The following is a 14,755-nucleotide window of genomic DNA, read 5'->3' as shown; positions in this document are numbered from 1 at the left end:
TGAATTCCTGTCGTTTGGCGAACTAGCCGAGTTTACTCGTAGCGACCTGCTGTAGCAGGTGGCCCACCGAGCTGTGGATTGCGTCCAGGAACGGGTACGGCCAGATCCCCATGGCCAGTACCGCCACCGCCAGCAGCGCCAGAAACACGATTTCCCGCGGGGTGGCATCCTGCAGGCTCGCGACCTTGTCGTTGGCCACCTTGCCGAAGATCACGCGCTTGTACATCCAGAGGGTGTAGGCGGCGCCGAAGATCAGGGTGGACGCGGCCAGGAAGGCGTACCAGAAATTCGCGCGGAACGAGCCCAGGATCACCAGGAATTCGCCGACGAAGCCCGAGGTACCCGGCAGGCCGCTATTGGCCATGGCAAACAGCATCATGAAGGAAGCGAATATCGGCATACGGTTCGCAACGCCGCCATAGTCCGAAATCTGTCGCGAGTGCAGACGGTCATAGAGCACGCCCACGCACAGGAACAGCGCGCCGGAAATAAACCCGTGCGAGATCATCTGTGCGACACCGCCTTCCATGCCCTGGGGATTGAAAACGAAGATGCCCAGTGTTGCGAAACCCATGTGCGAGATGGATGAGTAGGCGATCAGTTTCTTCATGTCCTCCTGCACCAGGGCCACCAGTCCGATGTAGACAATGGCGATCAGGGACAGGCCGATCATCAGCCACGCGAGTTCGTGGCTGGCATCGGGGGTAATGGGCAGGTTGAAGCGAAGGAAACCGTACCCGCCCATCTTCAGCATAATGGCCGCCAGGACAACCGAACCCCCGGTGGGCGCTTCCACGTGGGCATCCGGCAACCAGGTGTGGACCGGCCACATGGGGATCTTCACCGCGAAGGCCGCGAAGAAGGCAAAGAAGATCAGGATCTGTTCCTTCAGGCCCAGCTTCACATTGTGGAAGGCCAGGATGTCAAAACTGTGACCAGCGCGATAGTAGAGGTAGATGAAGGCTACCAGCATCAGCACCGAACCAAGGAAGGTGTAGAGGAAGAACTTGATCGCCGCGTACACCCGATTCGGCCCACCCCAGATACCGATGATGAGGTACATCGGAACCAGCATGGCCTCCCAGAAGACGTAGAACAGGATCGCGTCCAGGGCGGAGAACACACCGATCATCAGACCTTCCATGATCAGGAAGGCGGCCATGTACATGGCCACGCGTCGCTGGATGACACGCCAGGCGGCGATCACCACCAGCACGGTGCTGAAGGTAGTCAGCAGAATCAGAAGTACCGATATGCCATCGACGCCCAGGTAGTAATAGACATTGAACGCCGCGATCCAGGGCTCCGCCCCGGACTCCGCCCCGCCCTCCACGAACTGCATCGCGGCCGTACTGGCATCGTAGCCGTGGTAGATCGCGATGCTGACAACGAAGGTTGCAACCGCAACAACCAGACCCATCCACCGGGCCAGCGGCGCATTGCGGTCGCTCCCTGTCACAAGGATCAACAGGCCGCCGATAATGGGCGTCCAGATGGTCAGGCTGAGCAGATTGTGCAGAATCATTTCTTTGTCTTGGTTATGTCGCTGGCCATCAGCGCTGCAGGAACATGGTGATCAACAGGAACAGCCCGATGATCATGGCGAAGGCATAGTGGTACACATAGCCGGACTGGATACCGCGCACGGCTGACGATACCCAGGCCACGATGCGGGCACTGCCGTTGACGATTGCCCCGTCGATGACGCGTACATCGCCGATGCGCCACAGGATCCGGCCAAGCCCGCGGGCCCCGTCGGCAAAGGTCCTGAAATAGATCTCGTCGATCCAGTACTTATTCACCAGCAACTGGTAGATGACCGAGAAACGGGTACTGATGCGCTCCGGCCAGTGCGGGTACTTGATGTAGCACAACCACGCGCCCAGGATTCCACTGAGCGCGATCCAGAACGGTGGCTGCAACACGCCGTGCAATGCATAGCGCATCACCGCCTCGTACACCGGGATATCCTTCCACTCCTCGGCCATCTTGTGCATCACATCATGGGCATGGGCGACATGAATCGCGCCGCCAAAGAAATGGCCGAACAACATGGGATAGATGTAGATCGCACCGGCAATCATGGACGGAATCGCCAGCAGCACCAGGGGAATCGTTACCACCAGGGGTGATTCCTTCACGTGCGAACGGGTATGTTCGTCCATGCGCTCCTTGCCGTGAAAGGTCAGGAACAGCAGGCGGAAGGAATAGAAGGCGGTGACGAAGACACCTGTGACTACCGCGAAATAGGCAAAGCCGCTGCCCGGAATGTTGGAGTGGTGAACCGCTTCGATGATGGCGTCCTTGGAGAAGAATCCGGCAAACGGCGGAATTCCCGCCAGCGCCAGCGAACCGATCCAGGCCGTGATGAAGGTGACGGGCATGTACTTTTTCAGTCCGCCCATCTTGCGCATGTCCTGCTCGTGGTGCATGGCGATGATGACCGAACCCGCGGCCAGAAACAGCAGCGCCTTGAAGAAGGCGTGAGTCATCAGGTGAAAGATTCCGGCGGCATAGGCCGAAGCCCCCAGGGCCACGGTCATGTATCCCAGCTGCGAAAGCGTGGAATAGGCGATCACCCGCTTGATGTCGGTCTGTACCACACCGAGGAACGCCATGAACAGGGCCGTGATCGCGCCGATTACGATCACGAACGACAGGGCGGTATTGGACAGCTCGTACAGCGGCGACATGCGCGCCACCATGAAGATGCCCGCGGTGACCATGGTCGCGGCATGGATCAGGGCCGAGATCGGCGTCGGGCCCTCCATGGAGTCCGGCAGCCACACATGCAGCGGTGCCTGGGCCGATTTCCCCATGGCGCCGATGAACAGCAGGATGCAAATCATGGACATCAGCTTCCAGCCGGTGCCCGGGATTACATGGACTACCGTATCGGAGAACTGTGGCGCGATCGCGAATACCGCGGAGTAATCCAGGGTATCGAAATGCAGATAGATTGCGGCGATCCCGAGCAGAAAGCCGAAGTCCCCCACGCGGTTCACGAGGAAGGCCTTGAGGTTCGCATAGATGGCAGAATCGCGCGTATACCAGAAGCCGATCAGGAGATAGGACACCAGGCCCACCGCTTCCCAGCCGAAGAACAGTTGCAGGAAGTTGTTCGACATCACCAGCATCAGCATGGAGAAGGTGAACAGCGCGATGTAGCTGAAGAAGCGCTGGTAGCCGGGATCATCGTGCATGTAGCCGATGGTGTAGATGTGCACCATCAGCGAGACAAAGGTGACCACCACCATCATCATGGCCGACAGTGGATCGATCAGAAATCCGATCTCCATGGGCACGCCACCGGAAACCGCCCAGGTGTAGACCGAACCGTTGAACACGTTACCGGCCATCACATCGCGCAATACAAACACGGAAAGCAGGAAGGCGATGGCCACGCCGAGTATCGTCGCCCAGTGCGCGCCGCGGCGTCCGATCTGGCGACCAAACAGCCCGGCAAGCACCGAACCCGCGAGCGGGCTCAGGGGAATGAGCAGGTAGATGGTTTTCATCGACAGACCGAACATCGCCTATCCCTTGAGCGAGTCGAGTTCATCGACGTTGATGGTATGTCGGTTGCGGAACAACACCACGAGAATGGCCAGGCCGATGGCGGATTCCGCGGCGGCAACCGTCAGAATGAAAAACACGAAAACCTGCCCCGCCATGTCTCCCCGGAAATGGGAAAACGCCACGAAGTTCGTGCTCACCGAAAGCAGCATGAGTTCGATGGACATCAGCAGGATCACGACATTCTTCCGATTGAGAAAAATGCCTACGATGGCGATGCAGAAAAGGATCGCTCCGAGTATCAGGTAATAATGCAGCGGTATCATTCCTACCTCCGTCAACCCTTCTTTTCCGACTTCATCTTGACGATGCGTACGCGGTCTTTGGCCCGTACGTAGATCTGCTTCGCCGGATTCTGGTACTTGATCTCGATCCGCTTCGCGCGCAGGGTCAGGGCGATGGCGGCGACGATGGCCACCAGCAAGATGGCCGCGGCGATTTCAAACGGGTACAGGTACATGGTGTAGAGAATGGTGCCGAGCTCCATCGAATTGCTGTAGCCCGCCGCATGGGGGACTGGCGCCGGCATGTTCCTCGAACTGAACAGGTCCGAGCTGAGCACGATCACCATTTCCAGCACCAGCAGTGCCGCGACCAGGCCGCCGATGGGAAGATAGTCACTGAAACCTTCCCGCAAGCGCACGAGATCCACATCCAGCATCATGACCACAAACAGGAACAGCACCATGACCGCGCCGACATAGACCAGGATCAGCACGATGGCGAGAAATTCCGCCTCCAGCAGCAGCCACAGACAGGCGGCGGAGAAGAACGCCAGCACGAGAAACAGTGCCGCCTTCACCGGATGGCGAACGGTCACGACCATGCTGGCGGCAAACACCAGGATGGCGCTGAAGACAAAAAAGACCAGTTGTTCGAAACTCATTTCGTCTTGTTGTGATTGCTCGGCCCGGCTGCCCGGGCGTTTATCGATATTTTTCGTCCGCCATTCGGTCCTCGGCGATCTGCTTCTCGTAGCGATCGCCGATGGCCAGCAACATATCCTTGGTGTAGATCAGGTCTCCGCGCTTCTCACCGTGAAACTCGAAGACCCGGGTCTCGACGATGGAATCCACAGGACAGGCCTGCTCGCAGAACCCGCAAAAGATGCATTTGCTCATGTCGATGTCGTAGCGTGTGGTCCGCCGCGTACCATCGTCGCGCTCTTCCGACTCGATGGTGATCGCCAAGGCCGGACAAATTACCTCGCACAGTTTGCACGCAATACAACGTTCCTCACCATTCGGATAGCGACGCAGCGCATGCAGGCCGCGGAAGCGCGGTGACATGGGCGTCTTCTCTTCCGGATACTGGACCGTGATCTTCGGCTTGAACATCTGGCGGAAGGTCAGACCCAGCCCCTTGCGGAGCTCCGTAAAGAGAAAACTGTCGATGACTTGTTTTACGCTCATATGTCAGCCTCCCCGTCCGGATCAGTGGAACAGGTATGCGAAGCGCGTCTGCTGGGCGATGCCAACCACCACAATCCAGACGATGGTAGCGGGAATCAGCACCTTCCAGCCCAGCCGCATGATCTGGTCATAGCGGTAGCGGGGGAACGTCGCCCGCAGCCACAGAAACACAAACAGGATTCCGGCGGTCTTCAGCCACAACCAGTGGAAGCCGTCGCCCAGGAACCAGTGAACGCCGGGCACATCCGGCACATAGGCTGGCGGAACCGGAGACAGCCAGCCGCCCAGGAACATGAATACCGCCAGCGCCGAGATCAGGATCATGTTGGCGTATTCGGCCAGGAAGAACAGACCGAAGACGATGCCCGAGTACTCCACATGGAAACCGGCAACGATCTCCGATTCGCCCTCGGCGATATCAAACGGTGCGCGATTGGTCTCGGCAACGCCGGAAATGAAATACACCAGAAACAGCGGAAACAGGGGCAGGAAATACCAGTACTGGATACCACCCTGCTGCTCCAGCACGATCTGCCGCAGGTTCAGGGTGTTGGCTGCCATTAGCACGCCCACGAGCGCGAAACCCATGGCGATCTCGTACGCCACCATCTGTGCGCCGGAACGCATGGCGCCCAGCAGGGCGTACTTGGAATTGGAGGCCCAGCCGGCCAGGATCACGCCATAGATGCCCAGCGAGGTCATCGCCAGAATGAACAGCAGGCTGGCATCGATGTTGGCCAGGACCAGCTTGTCGGTGAAAGGGATCACCGCCCAGGCAACAAAGGCCGGAGCCAGGGACAGGATGGGCGCGAACAGGAACAGAAAGCGGTTGGAGCTGGAGGGAACCACAATCTCCTTCAGCAACAGCTTGACCACGTCGGCGATGGGCTGCAGCCAGCCGCGCGGCCCGACGCGATTGGGTCCGACACGCAGCTGCATGAAGGCGATGATCTTTCGTTCGGCAAAGGTCAGATAGGCTACCGACAGAATCAATGGCAACAGAATGGCAACGACCAGCAGGGCATTGCTGACCGCGACCAGAATCCAGCTCGGGAACGTCTGCAACCAGGGAATCTGCGCGAGGAAGTCGTGCATGGATCAGGCCCTCACCACCGTGACCGGGCCCGAAGCACCCAGGGTCGCTGTCTGTGCATAGCCGGAGGGAACCAGCACGCAACCGTCCGGGACCCGTGGATCCACCACCAGTTCAAGGTTGGCCGCGCCTTCCACCATGCGCACCACCACCGGATCTCCATCCTTGAGACCGGCCTTGCCCGCCTCGGTCGCGTTCATCCGGGCCGCGGGTGGCGGATTATCGTGCGTGGCCTGCAATGCAGCAGCCCGCCGCAACACGGGATCACCAACGTACATCGGCGTGTCCAGAAGGCGCTGCAATTCGCCGGGTACCGGCGCCGAACTTTCGGGGATACGCCACTCGCGCCGCCGTGCGGACGCGGGGACGTCGCCGAACCCCATGTCGGTGCGTACATCGTCGATGGCGAGATAGTCGAATCCGTTCAGTCCGGCAAGCTTGCCGAGCATGCGCAGGATCTTCCAGCCGGGTCGCGCGTCTCCCCGTGGCCGCACCGCGGCGGCGAAGGGCTGGACGCGCCCTTCTCCATTGATAAACGTACCTTCCGTTTCCGTGAACGGCGCCAGGGGCAACATGACGTCGGCGTATTCCGCGGCCGTGGTACCGGCCTGATCCGGTTTGAATGCCGTGACCATGACCACGAAATCGGCCGCCTGCATGGCGGTACGTGCGCGACTGCCGTCGCTGCAATCGAGTTCCGGTTCGATACCGAACAGAAGATAGGCCTTCAGCGGATCGCTCAACATCAGGCGCGCGTCGCGCCCCTGCAGGGCATCGGCCCCGGCCACGCCGCGGTGAGGAATACAACCTGCCAGCCAGGCGGAGACGCTGTTTGCCTCCGGCAACAGACCAAGCCGTGCCCCGGCAAGCTCGGCGACGAGTTCGGTCAGGGCGCGCGCCGCCGGCGCACACGCGGAGTTGGCCGCCTGCGGGCCGAGGAGGACGACCGAAGAGTCGCCCTTGAGCAACATGTCCGCGATCCGTTCTTCAGATGAGGACGGCTTCGCTTCCTGCAGCCAGGGACCCGCGCTCGCGGGCACATCCTTGCCGGTGCGATCCTTCAATACCCGGGCAACACCGGCAAGCACATTGACGAGTTCGGAGGGACCGGCCACGACATTCTCGTGCAACCGATAGTTGTACGCGTAGCCAACGGGGTTGATCGCGGCGACGCTGGCGCCCTTCCGCGCCGCCTTGCGCAAACGATGGGCCAGCAGCGGAAGCTCCTTGCGCAGATTGGTTCCGACCAGCAGGGCGGCGTCGGTGTTCTCGAAGTCCTCGATTGCCTGACCGAACCAGGGAAACAGGGGCGCGATATCATCATCGGAAAAATCCAGCTGCCGCAGACGGTGGTCCACGTTGCCACTGCCGAAACCACGGGTCAGCTTCTGCGCCAGGAAGAACTCCTCCAGGGTTGCTGTTGGCGAAACCAGTGTCCCGAGACGCTCGGCTCCGTGCCGTTCGACAATGCGCTTCATCCCGGTCGTGGCAACGTCCAGGGCTTCCTCCCAGCTCACGTCTTCCCACCGGCCATTGCGCTTGACGCGCGGGTTCAGCAGTCGATCCCCGCTCGCCAGCGCCTGGTAGCTGAAGCGATCGCGATCGGACAACCAGCATTCATTGATCTGCGCATTCTCCCTGGGTAGAACGCGCATGACCTCGTGGCCGCGCACCTGCACAGTGACATTGGAACCCAGGGCATCGTGGGGGGCGACGGAAGGATGATCCATCAGTTCCCAGGCGCGTGCCGTGTAGCGGAACGGCTTGGAAGTCAACGCCCCCACTGGGCACAGATCGATGACGTTTCCGGACAGCTCTGAATCGACACTGGAATCGAGGAAGGTACCGATTCGCATATGCTCACCGCGGCCCGTTGCGCCCAATTCCATGATCCCGGCAATTTCCTGACCAAAGCGAACGCAACGCGTGCAATGGATGCAGCGGGTCATTTCGGTCTCGATCAGCGGGCCGATGTCCTTGTCCTTGACGATGCGTTTGCCTTCCTGGAAGCGGGAAATGTCCTTGCCGTAGCCCACGGCGAGGTCCTGCAGATCGCACTCGCCACCCTGATCACAGATGGGGCAATCCAGGGGATGGTTGATCAGGAGGAATTCCATGGTGCCGCGCTGGGCCTCGCGCGCGTAATGCGAACGGGTAAAGACCTTCATGCCGTCGGCCACCGGTGTGGCGCAGGCCGGCAGGGGCTTGGGCGCCTTTTCCACCTGAACCAGACACATGCGACAGTTGGCCGCCACCGACAGCTTGTCGTGATAGCAGAAACGCGGGATGTAGATCCCGGCGGCATCCGCCGCCTGAATCAGCATCTGGCCCTCTTCAGCCTCAATCTGTTTTCCGTCGATCTCGATGGTAACCATGTTCTGTTTCCGATTCGCCCTGCGCGACTCAGGCGCTGACCATGCAACGGCGATGATCGATGTGATACTGAAATTCGTCGCGGAAATGCTTGATGAACCCCTGGACCGGCATCGCCGCCGCGTCCCCCAGGGCACAGATGGTGCGTCCCATGATCTTGCCGGCGACGTCGTCCAGCAGGTCCAGATCCTCCTGCCGTCCTTCGCCATGCTCGATGCGGTGAATCACACGCGCCATCCAGCCGGTGCCTTCCCGGCACGGGGTGCACTGACCGCAGGACTCTTCATAATAAAAGTGCGCGATGCGGGCCAGGGCGCGAACCATGCAGGTGGTCTCATCCATGACAATCACCGCGCCTGAACCGAGCATGGACCCGGCCTTGGCGATGGCATCGTAGTCCATGGTCAGATCCATCATCATGGATGCCGGCAACGGCGGTGCCGAAGAACCGCCCGGAATCACGGCCTTGAGCCGGTGACCGTTGCGCACGCCGCCCGCCATTTGCAGCAACTCGGCGAAGGAGGTTCCCATGGGGATTTCGTAGTTCCCGGGCCTGTTGACGTGCCCGGAAACGGAGAACAGCTTGGAACCGCCATTGTTGGGCTTGCCAAGATCGAGGAACCACTTTCCGCCTTCGGCGAGAATGATCGGTACCGAGGCCAGGGTCTCGGTATTGTTGATGGTAGTGGGTCGACCGAACAGGCCGACGTTGGCCGGGAACGGCGGCTTGAATCGCGGCTGCCCCTTCTTGCCTTCGATGGACTCCAGCAATGCGGTTTCCTCACCGCAGATGTAGGCGCCGGCACCAAGATGGGAGTAGAGATCGAAGTCGACCCCGGTACCCTGAACGTTCCTGCCGATCAGCCCGGCGGCATAGGCCTCTTCCAGCGCGCCCTCGAAACGCTCGTAGGGCTCCCAGAATTCACCGCGAATGTAGTTGTAGCCCACGGTCGCGCCGATACAGTACCCGGCGATGGCCATGCCTTCGATCAGGGCGTGGGGGTTGTAGCGCAGAACATCGCGGTCCTTGCAGGTCCCCGGCTCGCCCTCGTCCGAGTTACAGACGATGTATTTCTGCCCGGGTGCACTGCGCGGCATGAAACTCCACTTCAGGCCGGTCGGAAAACCGGCACCGCCACGACCACGCAGGGCCGAGGTCTTGAGCTCCTCGATCACTTCTTCCGGCGGTGTCTTCTCCGCCAGGATCTTGCGCCATACCTTGTATCCACCGGACGCCTCGTAGCTCGCCAGCGTCCACGGCTGCTCCTGGTCCAGGTTGCGGAAACAGATCTCGTTGGCCATGGCTAGTCGAGCTCCGACAAAATCTTGTCCACCGATTCCGGCGTCAGGTTCTCATAGTAGGTATTGCCGATCTGCATCATGGGTGCACCGACACAGGCGCCCAGGCACTCCACTTCCTTCAGGGTGAAGCGGCCGTCGGAGGTGGTTTCGCCAAACCCGATGCCGAGTTTCTGCTTCAGGTGATCGACGATGCCATCGGAACCGCACAACATGCACGAAATGTTGGTGCATACGCAGATCTTGTGGCGACCGACGGGCTTGAGCTCGTACATCGAATAAAATGTGGCAACCTCCGCCACCGCTATGGTCGGCATTTCCAGGTAGTTGGCCACCGCCTCGATCAATTCATTCGTCAGCCAACCGCCATGCATGTCCTGGGCAATGCGCAGGGCCGCCATCACCGCGGCCTGCTTCTCGTCCGCGGGATACTTGGCGATCCACCTGTCGATTTCCTGTTTCGCGTTGATGGACAGCAAATCGATCGTCGTCTTGTCTGCGGGGGCAGTCATCAGCGATCGATCTCCCCGAATACGATGTCCGAGGTGCCGATAATGGCCACAACGTCGGGAATCATGTGCCCCCGTGACATTTCGTCCAGGGCGGACAGATGAGCGAAACCGGGCGCGCGGATCTTGAGACGGAACGGCTTGTTGGCGCCGTCGCTGACGAGATAAATACCGAATTCCCCCTTGGGATGCTCCACCGCCGCGTACACCTCGCCTTCCGGTACACAGTAGCCCTCGGAATAGAGCTTGAAGTGGTGGATCAGGGATTCCATGTCGTATTTCATGGTCTCGCGATCCGGGGGTACGATCTTGTGATCGTCGACGATCACGGGGCCGGGATTCTTGCGCAGCCAGTCCACGCACTGGCGAATGATGCGGTTGGATTGACGCATCTCCTCCACACGCACCAGGTAGCGATCGTAGCAGTCGCCATTGACGCCAACCGGGATGTCGAAGTCCATGCGGTCATAGGCGGCATAGGGTTGCTTCTTGCGCAGATCCCACTCAATGCCGGAACCGCGCAACATGGCGCCGCTGAACCCCAGCTGGAGTGCCCGTTCCGGCGAAACCACGCCGATCCCCACTGTGCGCTGCTTCCAGATGCGGTTGTCCGTCAGCAGGGTTTCATACTCGTCGACGTGTTTGGGGAAACGCTCGGTGAAATCCCAGATGAAGTCCAGCAGGGAGCCCTGGCGATTGTGGTTCATCCGCTCCACGTCCTTGCGGCTGTGCCACTTCGACGCTTCGTACTGCGGCATGGTATCCGGCAGGTCCCGGTAGACCCCGCCCACGCGGTAGTAGGTCGCATGCATGCGCGAGCCCGATACCACCTCGTAGGTATCCATCAGGTCCTCGCGCTCGCGGAAGCAGTACAGGAACATCGTCATGGCGCCGATATCCAGCCCGTGGGTACCCAGCCACATGAGGTGGTTCAGGATGCGGGTGATCTCGTCGAACATGACGCGGATGTATTGCGCGCGCACCGGCACTTCGATGCCCAGCAGCTTCTCGACTGCCATTACATACGCATGCTCGTTGCACATCATGGACACGTAATCGAGCCGGTCCATGTAACCGATACTCTGGTTGAACGGCTTGTTCTCTGCGAGCTTTTCCGTGGCGCGATGCAGCAGACCAATGTGCGGATCCGCACGATCGATTACTTCACCGTCAAGTTCCAGCACCAGTCGCAACACGCCGTGGGCCGCGGGATGCTGGGGACCAAAGTTCATCGTGTAGTTACGAATCTCGGCCACCGTAGCCCTCCTCGCGTATGACCCGCGGTACAAGTTGCCGCGGCTCTATGGTGACCGGTTGGTAGATCACACGACGTTGACGCTGGTCGTAGCGCATTTCCACATTGCCGCTGAGCGGAAAATCCTTGCGGAACGGGTGACCGACAAAACCATAATCGGTGAGAATGCGCCTCAGATCGGGATGCCCGTCAAATATGATGCCGTAGAGATCGAAGGCCTCACGCTCGTACCAGCTCGCGGAATTCCATACGTCGGTCACGGAGTCCGTCATGACTGTCTCTTCGTCGAGAAAAGTACGTACGCGAACGCGGTGGTTCCGGGTGATGGACAGCAGGTGCAGCACTACCGCGAAGCGCGGTCCGGAACGCTTTTCGCCAGCGGCCTCGGCGCGGTAGCCAAGGAAATCGATGCCGCAAAGGTCCATCAACTGGGCAAAGCCACACTGGGGATCATCGCGAAGAAAACCGCACAGTTCGCGGTAGCGCGGGCGCTCTACTTCAAGGGTGAGCTGACCGAGGTCGTCCTCGATCGCGCGAACGTCTTCGCCAAAGTTTTCATGCACACGCGCGCCCACGCTGCGCAGGGTCTCCGTAATACTCATGGTCGGCTCACCTGGCGATCGTATTGGTACGGCGAATCTTGTTCTTGAGCTGAAGCACCCCGTACAGGAGGGCCTCCGCCGTGGGTGGGCAACCGGGAACATACACGTCGACCGGGACGATGCGATCACATCCGCGGACCACGGAATAGGAGTAGTGATAGTACCCGCCGCCATTGGCACAGGACCCCATGGAGATTACCCACCGGGGCTCGGCCATCTGGTCGTAAACCTTGCGTAGCGCCGGCGCCATCTTGTTGACCAGGGTACCGGCAACAATCATCACGTCAGACTGCCGTGGACTCGGGCGAAACATGACGCCGAAACGGTCCATGTCGTAGCGCGAGGCCCCGGCCTGCATCATTTCCACGGCGCAGCAGGCCAGCCCGAAGGTCATGGGCCAGAGCGACCCGGTCCGGGTCCAGTTGATGACACTGTCCAGCGTGGTGGTCATCCACCCGCGCTGGGAGGCCTGATCTAGTCCCATTCCAGCGCCCCCTTCTTCCATTCATAAATGAAGCCCACCACGAGCACACCCAGGAAGATCATCATGGCGACGAACCCCACGAGACCGATCTCGCGCAAGGCCACCGCCCAGGGAAACAGAAAAGCGATCTCCAGATCGAAGATGATGAACAGGATGGCGACGAGGTAGTAGCGCACGTCAAATTTCATGCGTGCGTCCTCAAATGCCTCAAACCCGCATTCGTAGGGCGACAGCTTGTCTTCGTTGGGATTGTTGCCGCCAAACAGACGACCAAGACTCAGCAGAACCAGACCGAGCAGCAGGCTGATGACAACGAAAATCAGAACTGGCACGTAGCCTTCAAGCATCTCCGTCTGTGCTCCAATACTGTGGCGTGGCGCCGGGCTTTGTTGTTTTCTGTTGCCGCCCGCCATAACTTGTATTTATAGGGTCGGGCAGTCTAGGCGCTCGCCAAGCGAAAAGTCAAGACGACGTATATTTGTGCCTCCATAAAAAACCGAGTGTGTACTCGTCTTTTTGCAGGCATAAATTCTGCCTATTGTGCATCACTATGTTTGACCGGAATGGGCAAGAATAATTCGCAGTACCTGGAGTAGTACCGCGCATATCAGGCTTTTTATTTTGTTGAATATGGTGCCGAAGGCGGGATTCGAACCCGCACGGCTCGCGCCACTGCCCCCTCAAGACAGCGTGTCTACCAGTTCCACCACTTCGGCGATATGCAATAACCGACCCGGGCGGTCGCTTACTTGGGTACTTCAGGTACCGAGGGTTCCTTCTTCTTGGCCGGCGTTGCTGCCGGTTTCTCTTCCGTCTTCTTGACCGGTTCCTTTTTTGCCTTTTCCAACGCAGGCGCAGAGGTAACGGAACCGGTGAGACCTTTGGGGCTCGTGCGTTGCGCTGAATAGAACGCCAGCGCCATGGTGGTGGCGAAGAATATGATCGCCAGGGCCGCCGTCAGACGTGACAAGAAGGTTGCCGATCCGCGTGCACCGAACAGGGTATCGGAACCACCGCCACCGCCACCAAAGGTCGCGCCGGCATCGGCCCCTTTGCCATGTTGCAACAGCACCATGCCAATCAGGGCCAGAGAATCGATAATCAGTACGGCAACAAGTATGTCTCTCATGGTTCCGGTTCCGAAACTCAGTTGGCGGCAGTGCAGATCGCGAGAAAGTCTGCTGCCTTGAGTGATGCACCACCGATCAAGCCGCCGTCGATATCGGGCTGTGCGATGAGTTCGACGGCATTGTCGGGCTTCATGCTTCCGCCGTACAGAATCCGGCACTGCTCCGCCACCGTCGCATCGTGACTGGCCAGGCGTTCGCGGATGAAACGATGGACATCCTGCGCCTGGTCCGGCGTGGCCGTCTTTCCGGTCCCGATGGCCCAGACCGGCTCGTATGCAATCACGGCATCGGAAAATGCGGCAATCCCGTCGATACCGATCACCACGTCCAGCTGCCGTGCCACCACTTCCTCGGTGTCTCCTGCTTCGCGTTCCTCCAGGGTCTCCCCGACACAGAGGATGGGGACAAGGCCATGACGGCGCGCGGCGGAAAACTTCTCCGCGACCAGGGCGTCGTTCTCACCATAATATGAACGCCGCTCGGAGTGTCCCACGATGACGTAATGACAACCGGCATCGATCAACATCGGCCCGGAGATCTCGCCCGTGTAGGCACCCGAATCGTGCACGCTCAGATTCTGGCCGCCGACAGCGACGGCGCTCCCGGAGAGCTTCTCCGCGGCCAGCGGCAGCAGAATAAATGGCGGGCACACCGCCACTTCCGCATTCTTCACCTCACCCATACCGGCAAGGATTCCTTCCAACAGGGCGGTGGATCCGGCCTTGTCGCCGTTCATTTTCCAGTTTCCGGCTACCAGTGGCCGACGCATGACTTGCTCCTCGGGATTCTTCTGTCAAAAGCGGGCGGCATGTTACCCACTGGCGGGGGATTTCGCAATGAAGCGGCGGGATCCGGTAACTCCAGCGAAGCCCACAGCGGCGGAACCGGGCGATATCGGTCCGGCCGACGGCTAGGCTGCTGCGTCGGCGGCGGCGCGGACCGTGTCGGCCAGCTGCTGACTGAGTTGCGCCACCTTGGCGGCGTCGTCGCCCTCCACCATAACCCGGATCACGGGCTCGGTG

General features: G+C 60.0%; 16 protein-coding genes and 1 tRNA gene. All 17 read right to left on the bottom strand.

The genetic code is table 11. From position 1 onward, the window contains the following. Nucleotides 1–22 precede the first annotated feature (22 nt). A complete protein-coding gene (locus tag P8X48_04585; protein MEJ2106596.1) occupies nt 23–1,525 on the bottom strand; it encodes an NADH-quinone oxidoreductase subunit M in 1,503 nt (500 codons plus the stop codon). A 28-nt stretch (nt 1,526–1,553) separates the two neighbouring features. Next, the gene (gene nuoL / locus P8X48_04580) at nt 1,554–3,518 is read right to left on the bottom strand and encodes an NADH-quinone oxidoreductase subunit L (protein MEJ2106595.1); all 1,965 of its coding nucleotides are present in this window, start codon (nt 3,516–3,518) and stop codon (nt 1,554–1,556) included. Between the two features lie 18 nt (nt 3,519–3,536). Then, nucleotides 3,537–3,842: an NADH-quinone oxidoreductase subunit NuoK gene (gene nuoK / locus P8X48_04575; GenBank protein MEJ2106594.1), complete on the bottom strand. Its 306-nt coding sequence runs from the start codon at nt 3,840–3,842 to the stop codon at nt 3,537–3,539. Nucleotides 3,843–3,853: 11 nt separating this feature from the next. Continuing rightward, complete coding sequence (locus P8X48_04570; GenBank protein MEJ2106593.1) at nt 3,854–4,462, bottom strand: NADH-quinone oxidoreductase subunit J; 609 nt, start codon at nt 4,460–4,462, stop codon at nt 3,854–3,856. 40 nt (nt 4,463–4,502) lie between these two features. Next, on the bottom strand, nt 4,503–4,988 hold the full coding sequence (nuoI, locus tag P8X48_04565; protein ID MEJ2106592.1) for an NADH-quinone oxidoreductase subunit NuoI: 486 nt from the start codon (nt 4,986–4,988) through the stop codon (nt 4,503–4,505). Between the two features lie 21 nt (nt 4,989–5,009). After that, on the bottom strand, nt 5,010–6,083 hold the full coding sequence (gene nuoH / locus P8X48_04560; protein MEJ2106591.1) for an NADH-quinone oxidoreductase subunit NuoH: 1,074 nt from the start codon (nt 6,081–6,083) through the stop codon (nt 5,010–5,012). 3 nt (nt 6,084–6,086) lie between these two features. Next, on the bottom strand, nt 6,087–8,456 hold the full coding sequence (nuoG, locus tag P8X48_04555; GenBank protein ID MEJ2106590.1) for an NADH-quinone oxidoreductase subunit NuoG: 2,370 nt from the start codon (nt 8,454–8,456) through the stop codon (nt 6,087–6,089). A 28-nt stretch (nt 8,457–8,484) separates the two neighbouring features. After that, nucleotides 8,485–9,756, bottom strand: a complete 1,272-nt coding sequence (nuoF, locus tag P8X48_04550) for an NADH-quinone oxidoreductase subunit NuoF (GenBank protein MEJ2106589.1) — start codon at nt 9,754–9,756, stop codon at nt 8,485–8,487. A 2-nt stretch (nt 9,757–9,758) separates the two neighbouring features. Beyond that, on the bottom strand, nt 9,759–10,265 hold the full coding sequence (gene nuoE, locus P8X48_04545) for an NADH-quinone oxidoreductase subunit NuoE (protein ID MEJ2106588.1): 507 nt from the start codon (nt 10,263–10,265) through the stop codon (nt 9,759–9,761). Next, entirely contained in the window at nt 10,265–11,518 is a 1,254-nt protein-coding gene (locus P8X48_04540; GenBank protein ID MEJ2106587.1) for an NADH-quinone oxidoreductase subunit D, read from the bottom strand. Before P8X48_04540 ends, nuoE begins: the two co-directional genes overlap by 1 nt. Further along, on the bottom strand, nt 11,502–12,119 hold the full coding sequence (locus tag P8X48_04535; GenBank protein MEJ2106586.1) for an NADH-quinone oxidoreductase subunit C: 618 nt from the start codon (nt 12,117–12,119) through the stop codon (nt 11,502–11,504). Before P8X48_04535 ends, P8X48_04540 begins: the two co-directional genes overlap by 17 nt. Before the next feature lie 7 nt (nt 12,120–12,126). Next, nucleotides 12,127–12,603, bottom strand: a complete 477-nt coding sequence (locus P8X48_04530) for an NADH-quinone oxidoreductase subunit B (protein MEJ2106585.1) — start codon at nt 12,601–12,603, stop codon at nt 12,127–12,129. Continuing rightward, a complete protein-coding gene (locus tag P8X48_04525; GenBank protein ID MEJ2106584.1) occupies nt 12,594–12,950 on the bottom strand; it encodes an NADH-quinone oxidoreductase subunit A in 357 nt (118 codons plus the stop codon). The genes P8X48_04530 and P8X48_04525 overlap by 10 nt, the downstream gene beginning before the upstream one ends. 284 nt (nt 12,951–13,234) lie before the next feature. Further along, a tRNA-Leu gene (locus P8X48_04520) sits at nt 13,235–13,319 on the bottom strand. A gap of 29 nt (nt 13,320–13,348) precedes the next feature. Next, complete coding sequence (gene secG / locus P8X48_04515) at nt 13,349–13,732, bottom strand: preprotein translocase subunit SecG (GenBank protein MEJ2106583.1); 384 nt, start codon at nt 13,730–13,732, stop codon at nt 13,349–13,351. Between the two features lie 17 nt (nt 13,733–13,749). Continuing rightward, nucleotides 13,750–14,502, bottom strand: coding sequence for a triose-phosphate isomerase (gene tpiA, locus P8X48_04510; protein ID MEJ2106582.1), 753 nt, complete (start codon nt 14,500–14,502; stop codon nt 13,750–13,752). A gap of 141 nt (nt 14,503–14,643) precedes the next feature. Next, a partial coding sequence (locus P8X48_04505; protein ID MEJ2106581.1) for a hypothetical protein occupies nt 14,644–14,755 on the bottom strand: 112 nt, incomplete at its 5' end.

This window comes from Acidiferrobacteraceae bacterium (genome assembly GCA_037388825.1).
Taxonomy (GTDB): Bacteria; Pseudomonadota; Gammaproteobacteria; order Acidiferrobacterales; family JAJDNE01; genus JARRJV01.
Note: the sequence above shows the minus strand (reverse complement) of the source record. Positions and strands in the feature narration are given on the sequence as shown.

Excerpts from the sequence above, each read along its gene's own strand:
- P8X48_04535 (MEJ2106586.1), bottom strand. The coding sequence starts at position 12,119 with ATGAGTATTACGGAGACCCTGCGCAGCGTGGGCGCGCGTGTGCATGAA.
- nuoG (MEJ2106590.1), bottom strand. The coding sequence starts at position 8,456 with ATGGTTACCATCGAGATCGACGGAAAACAGATTGAGGCTGAAGAGGGC.
- nuoH (MEJ2106591.1), bottom strand. The coding sequence starts at position 6,083 with ATGCACGACTTCCTCGCGCAGATTCCCTGGTTGCAGACGTTCCCGAGC.
- P8X48_04530 (MEJ2106585.1), bottom strand. The coding sequence starts at position 12,603 with ATGGGACTAGATCAGGCCTCCCAGCGCGGGTGGATGACCACCACGCTG.
- P8X48_04570 (MEJ2106593.1), bottom strand. The coding sequence starts at position 4,462 with ATGAGTTTCGAACAACTGGTCTTTTTTGTCTTCAGCGCCATCCTGGTG.
- nuoK (MEJ2106594.1), bottom strand. The coding sequence starts at position 3,842 with ATGATACCGCTGCATTATTACCTGATACTCGGAGCGATCCTTTTCTGC.
- secG (MEJ2106583.1), bottom strand. The coding sequence starts at position 13,732 with ATGAGAGACATACTTGTTGCCGTACTGATTATCGATTCTCTGGCCCTG.
- P8X48_04525 (MEJ2106584.1), bottom strand. The coding sequence starts at position 12,950 with ATGCTTGAAGGCTACGTGCCAGTTCTGATTTTCGTTGTCATCAGCCTG.
- nuoI (MEJ2106592.1), bottom strand. The coding sequence starts at position 4,988 with ATGAGCGTAAAACAAGTCATCGACAGTTTTCTCTTTACGGAGCTCCGC.
- P8X48_04585 (MEJ2106596.1), bottom strand. The coding sequence starts at position 1,525 with ATGATTCTGCACAATCTGCTCAGCCTGACCATCTGGACGCCCATTATC.
- nuoF (MEJ2106589.1), bottom strand. The coding sequence starts at position 9,756 with ATGGCCAACGAGATCTGTTTCCGCAACCTGGACCAGGAGCAGCCGTGG.
- nuoL (MEJ2106595.1), bottom strand. The coding sequence starts at position 3,518 with ATGAAAACCATCTACCTGCTCATTCCCCTGAGCCCGCTCGCGGGTTCG.
- nuoE (MEJ2106588.1), bottom strand. The coding sequence starts at position 10,265 with ATGACTGCCCCCGCAGACAAGACGACGATCGATTTGCTGTCCATCAAC.
- tpiA (MEJ2106582.1), bottom strand. The coding sequence starts at position 14,502 with ATGCGTCGGCCACTGGTAGCCGGAAACTGGAAAATGAACGGCGACAAG.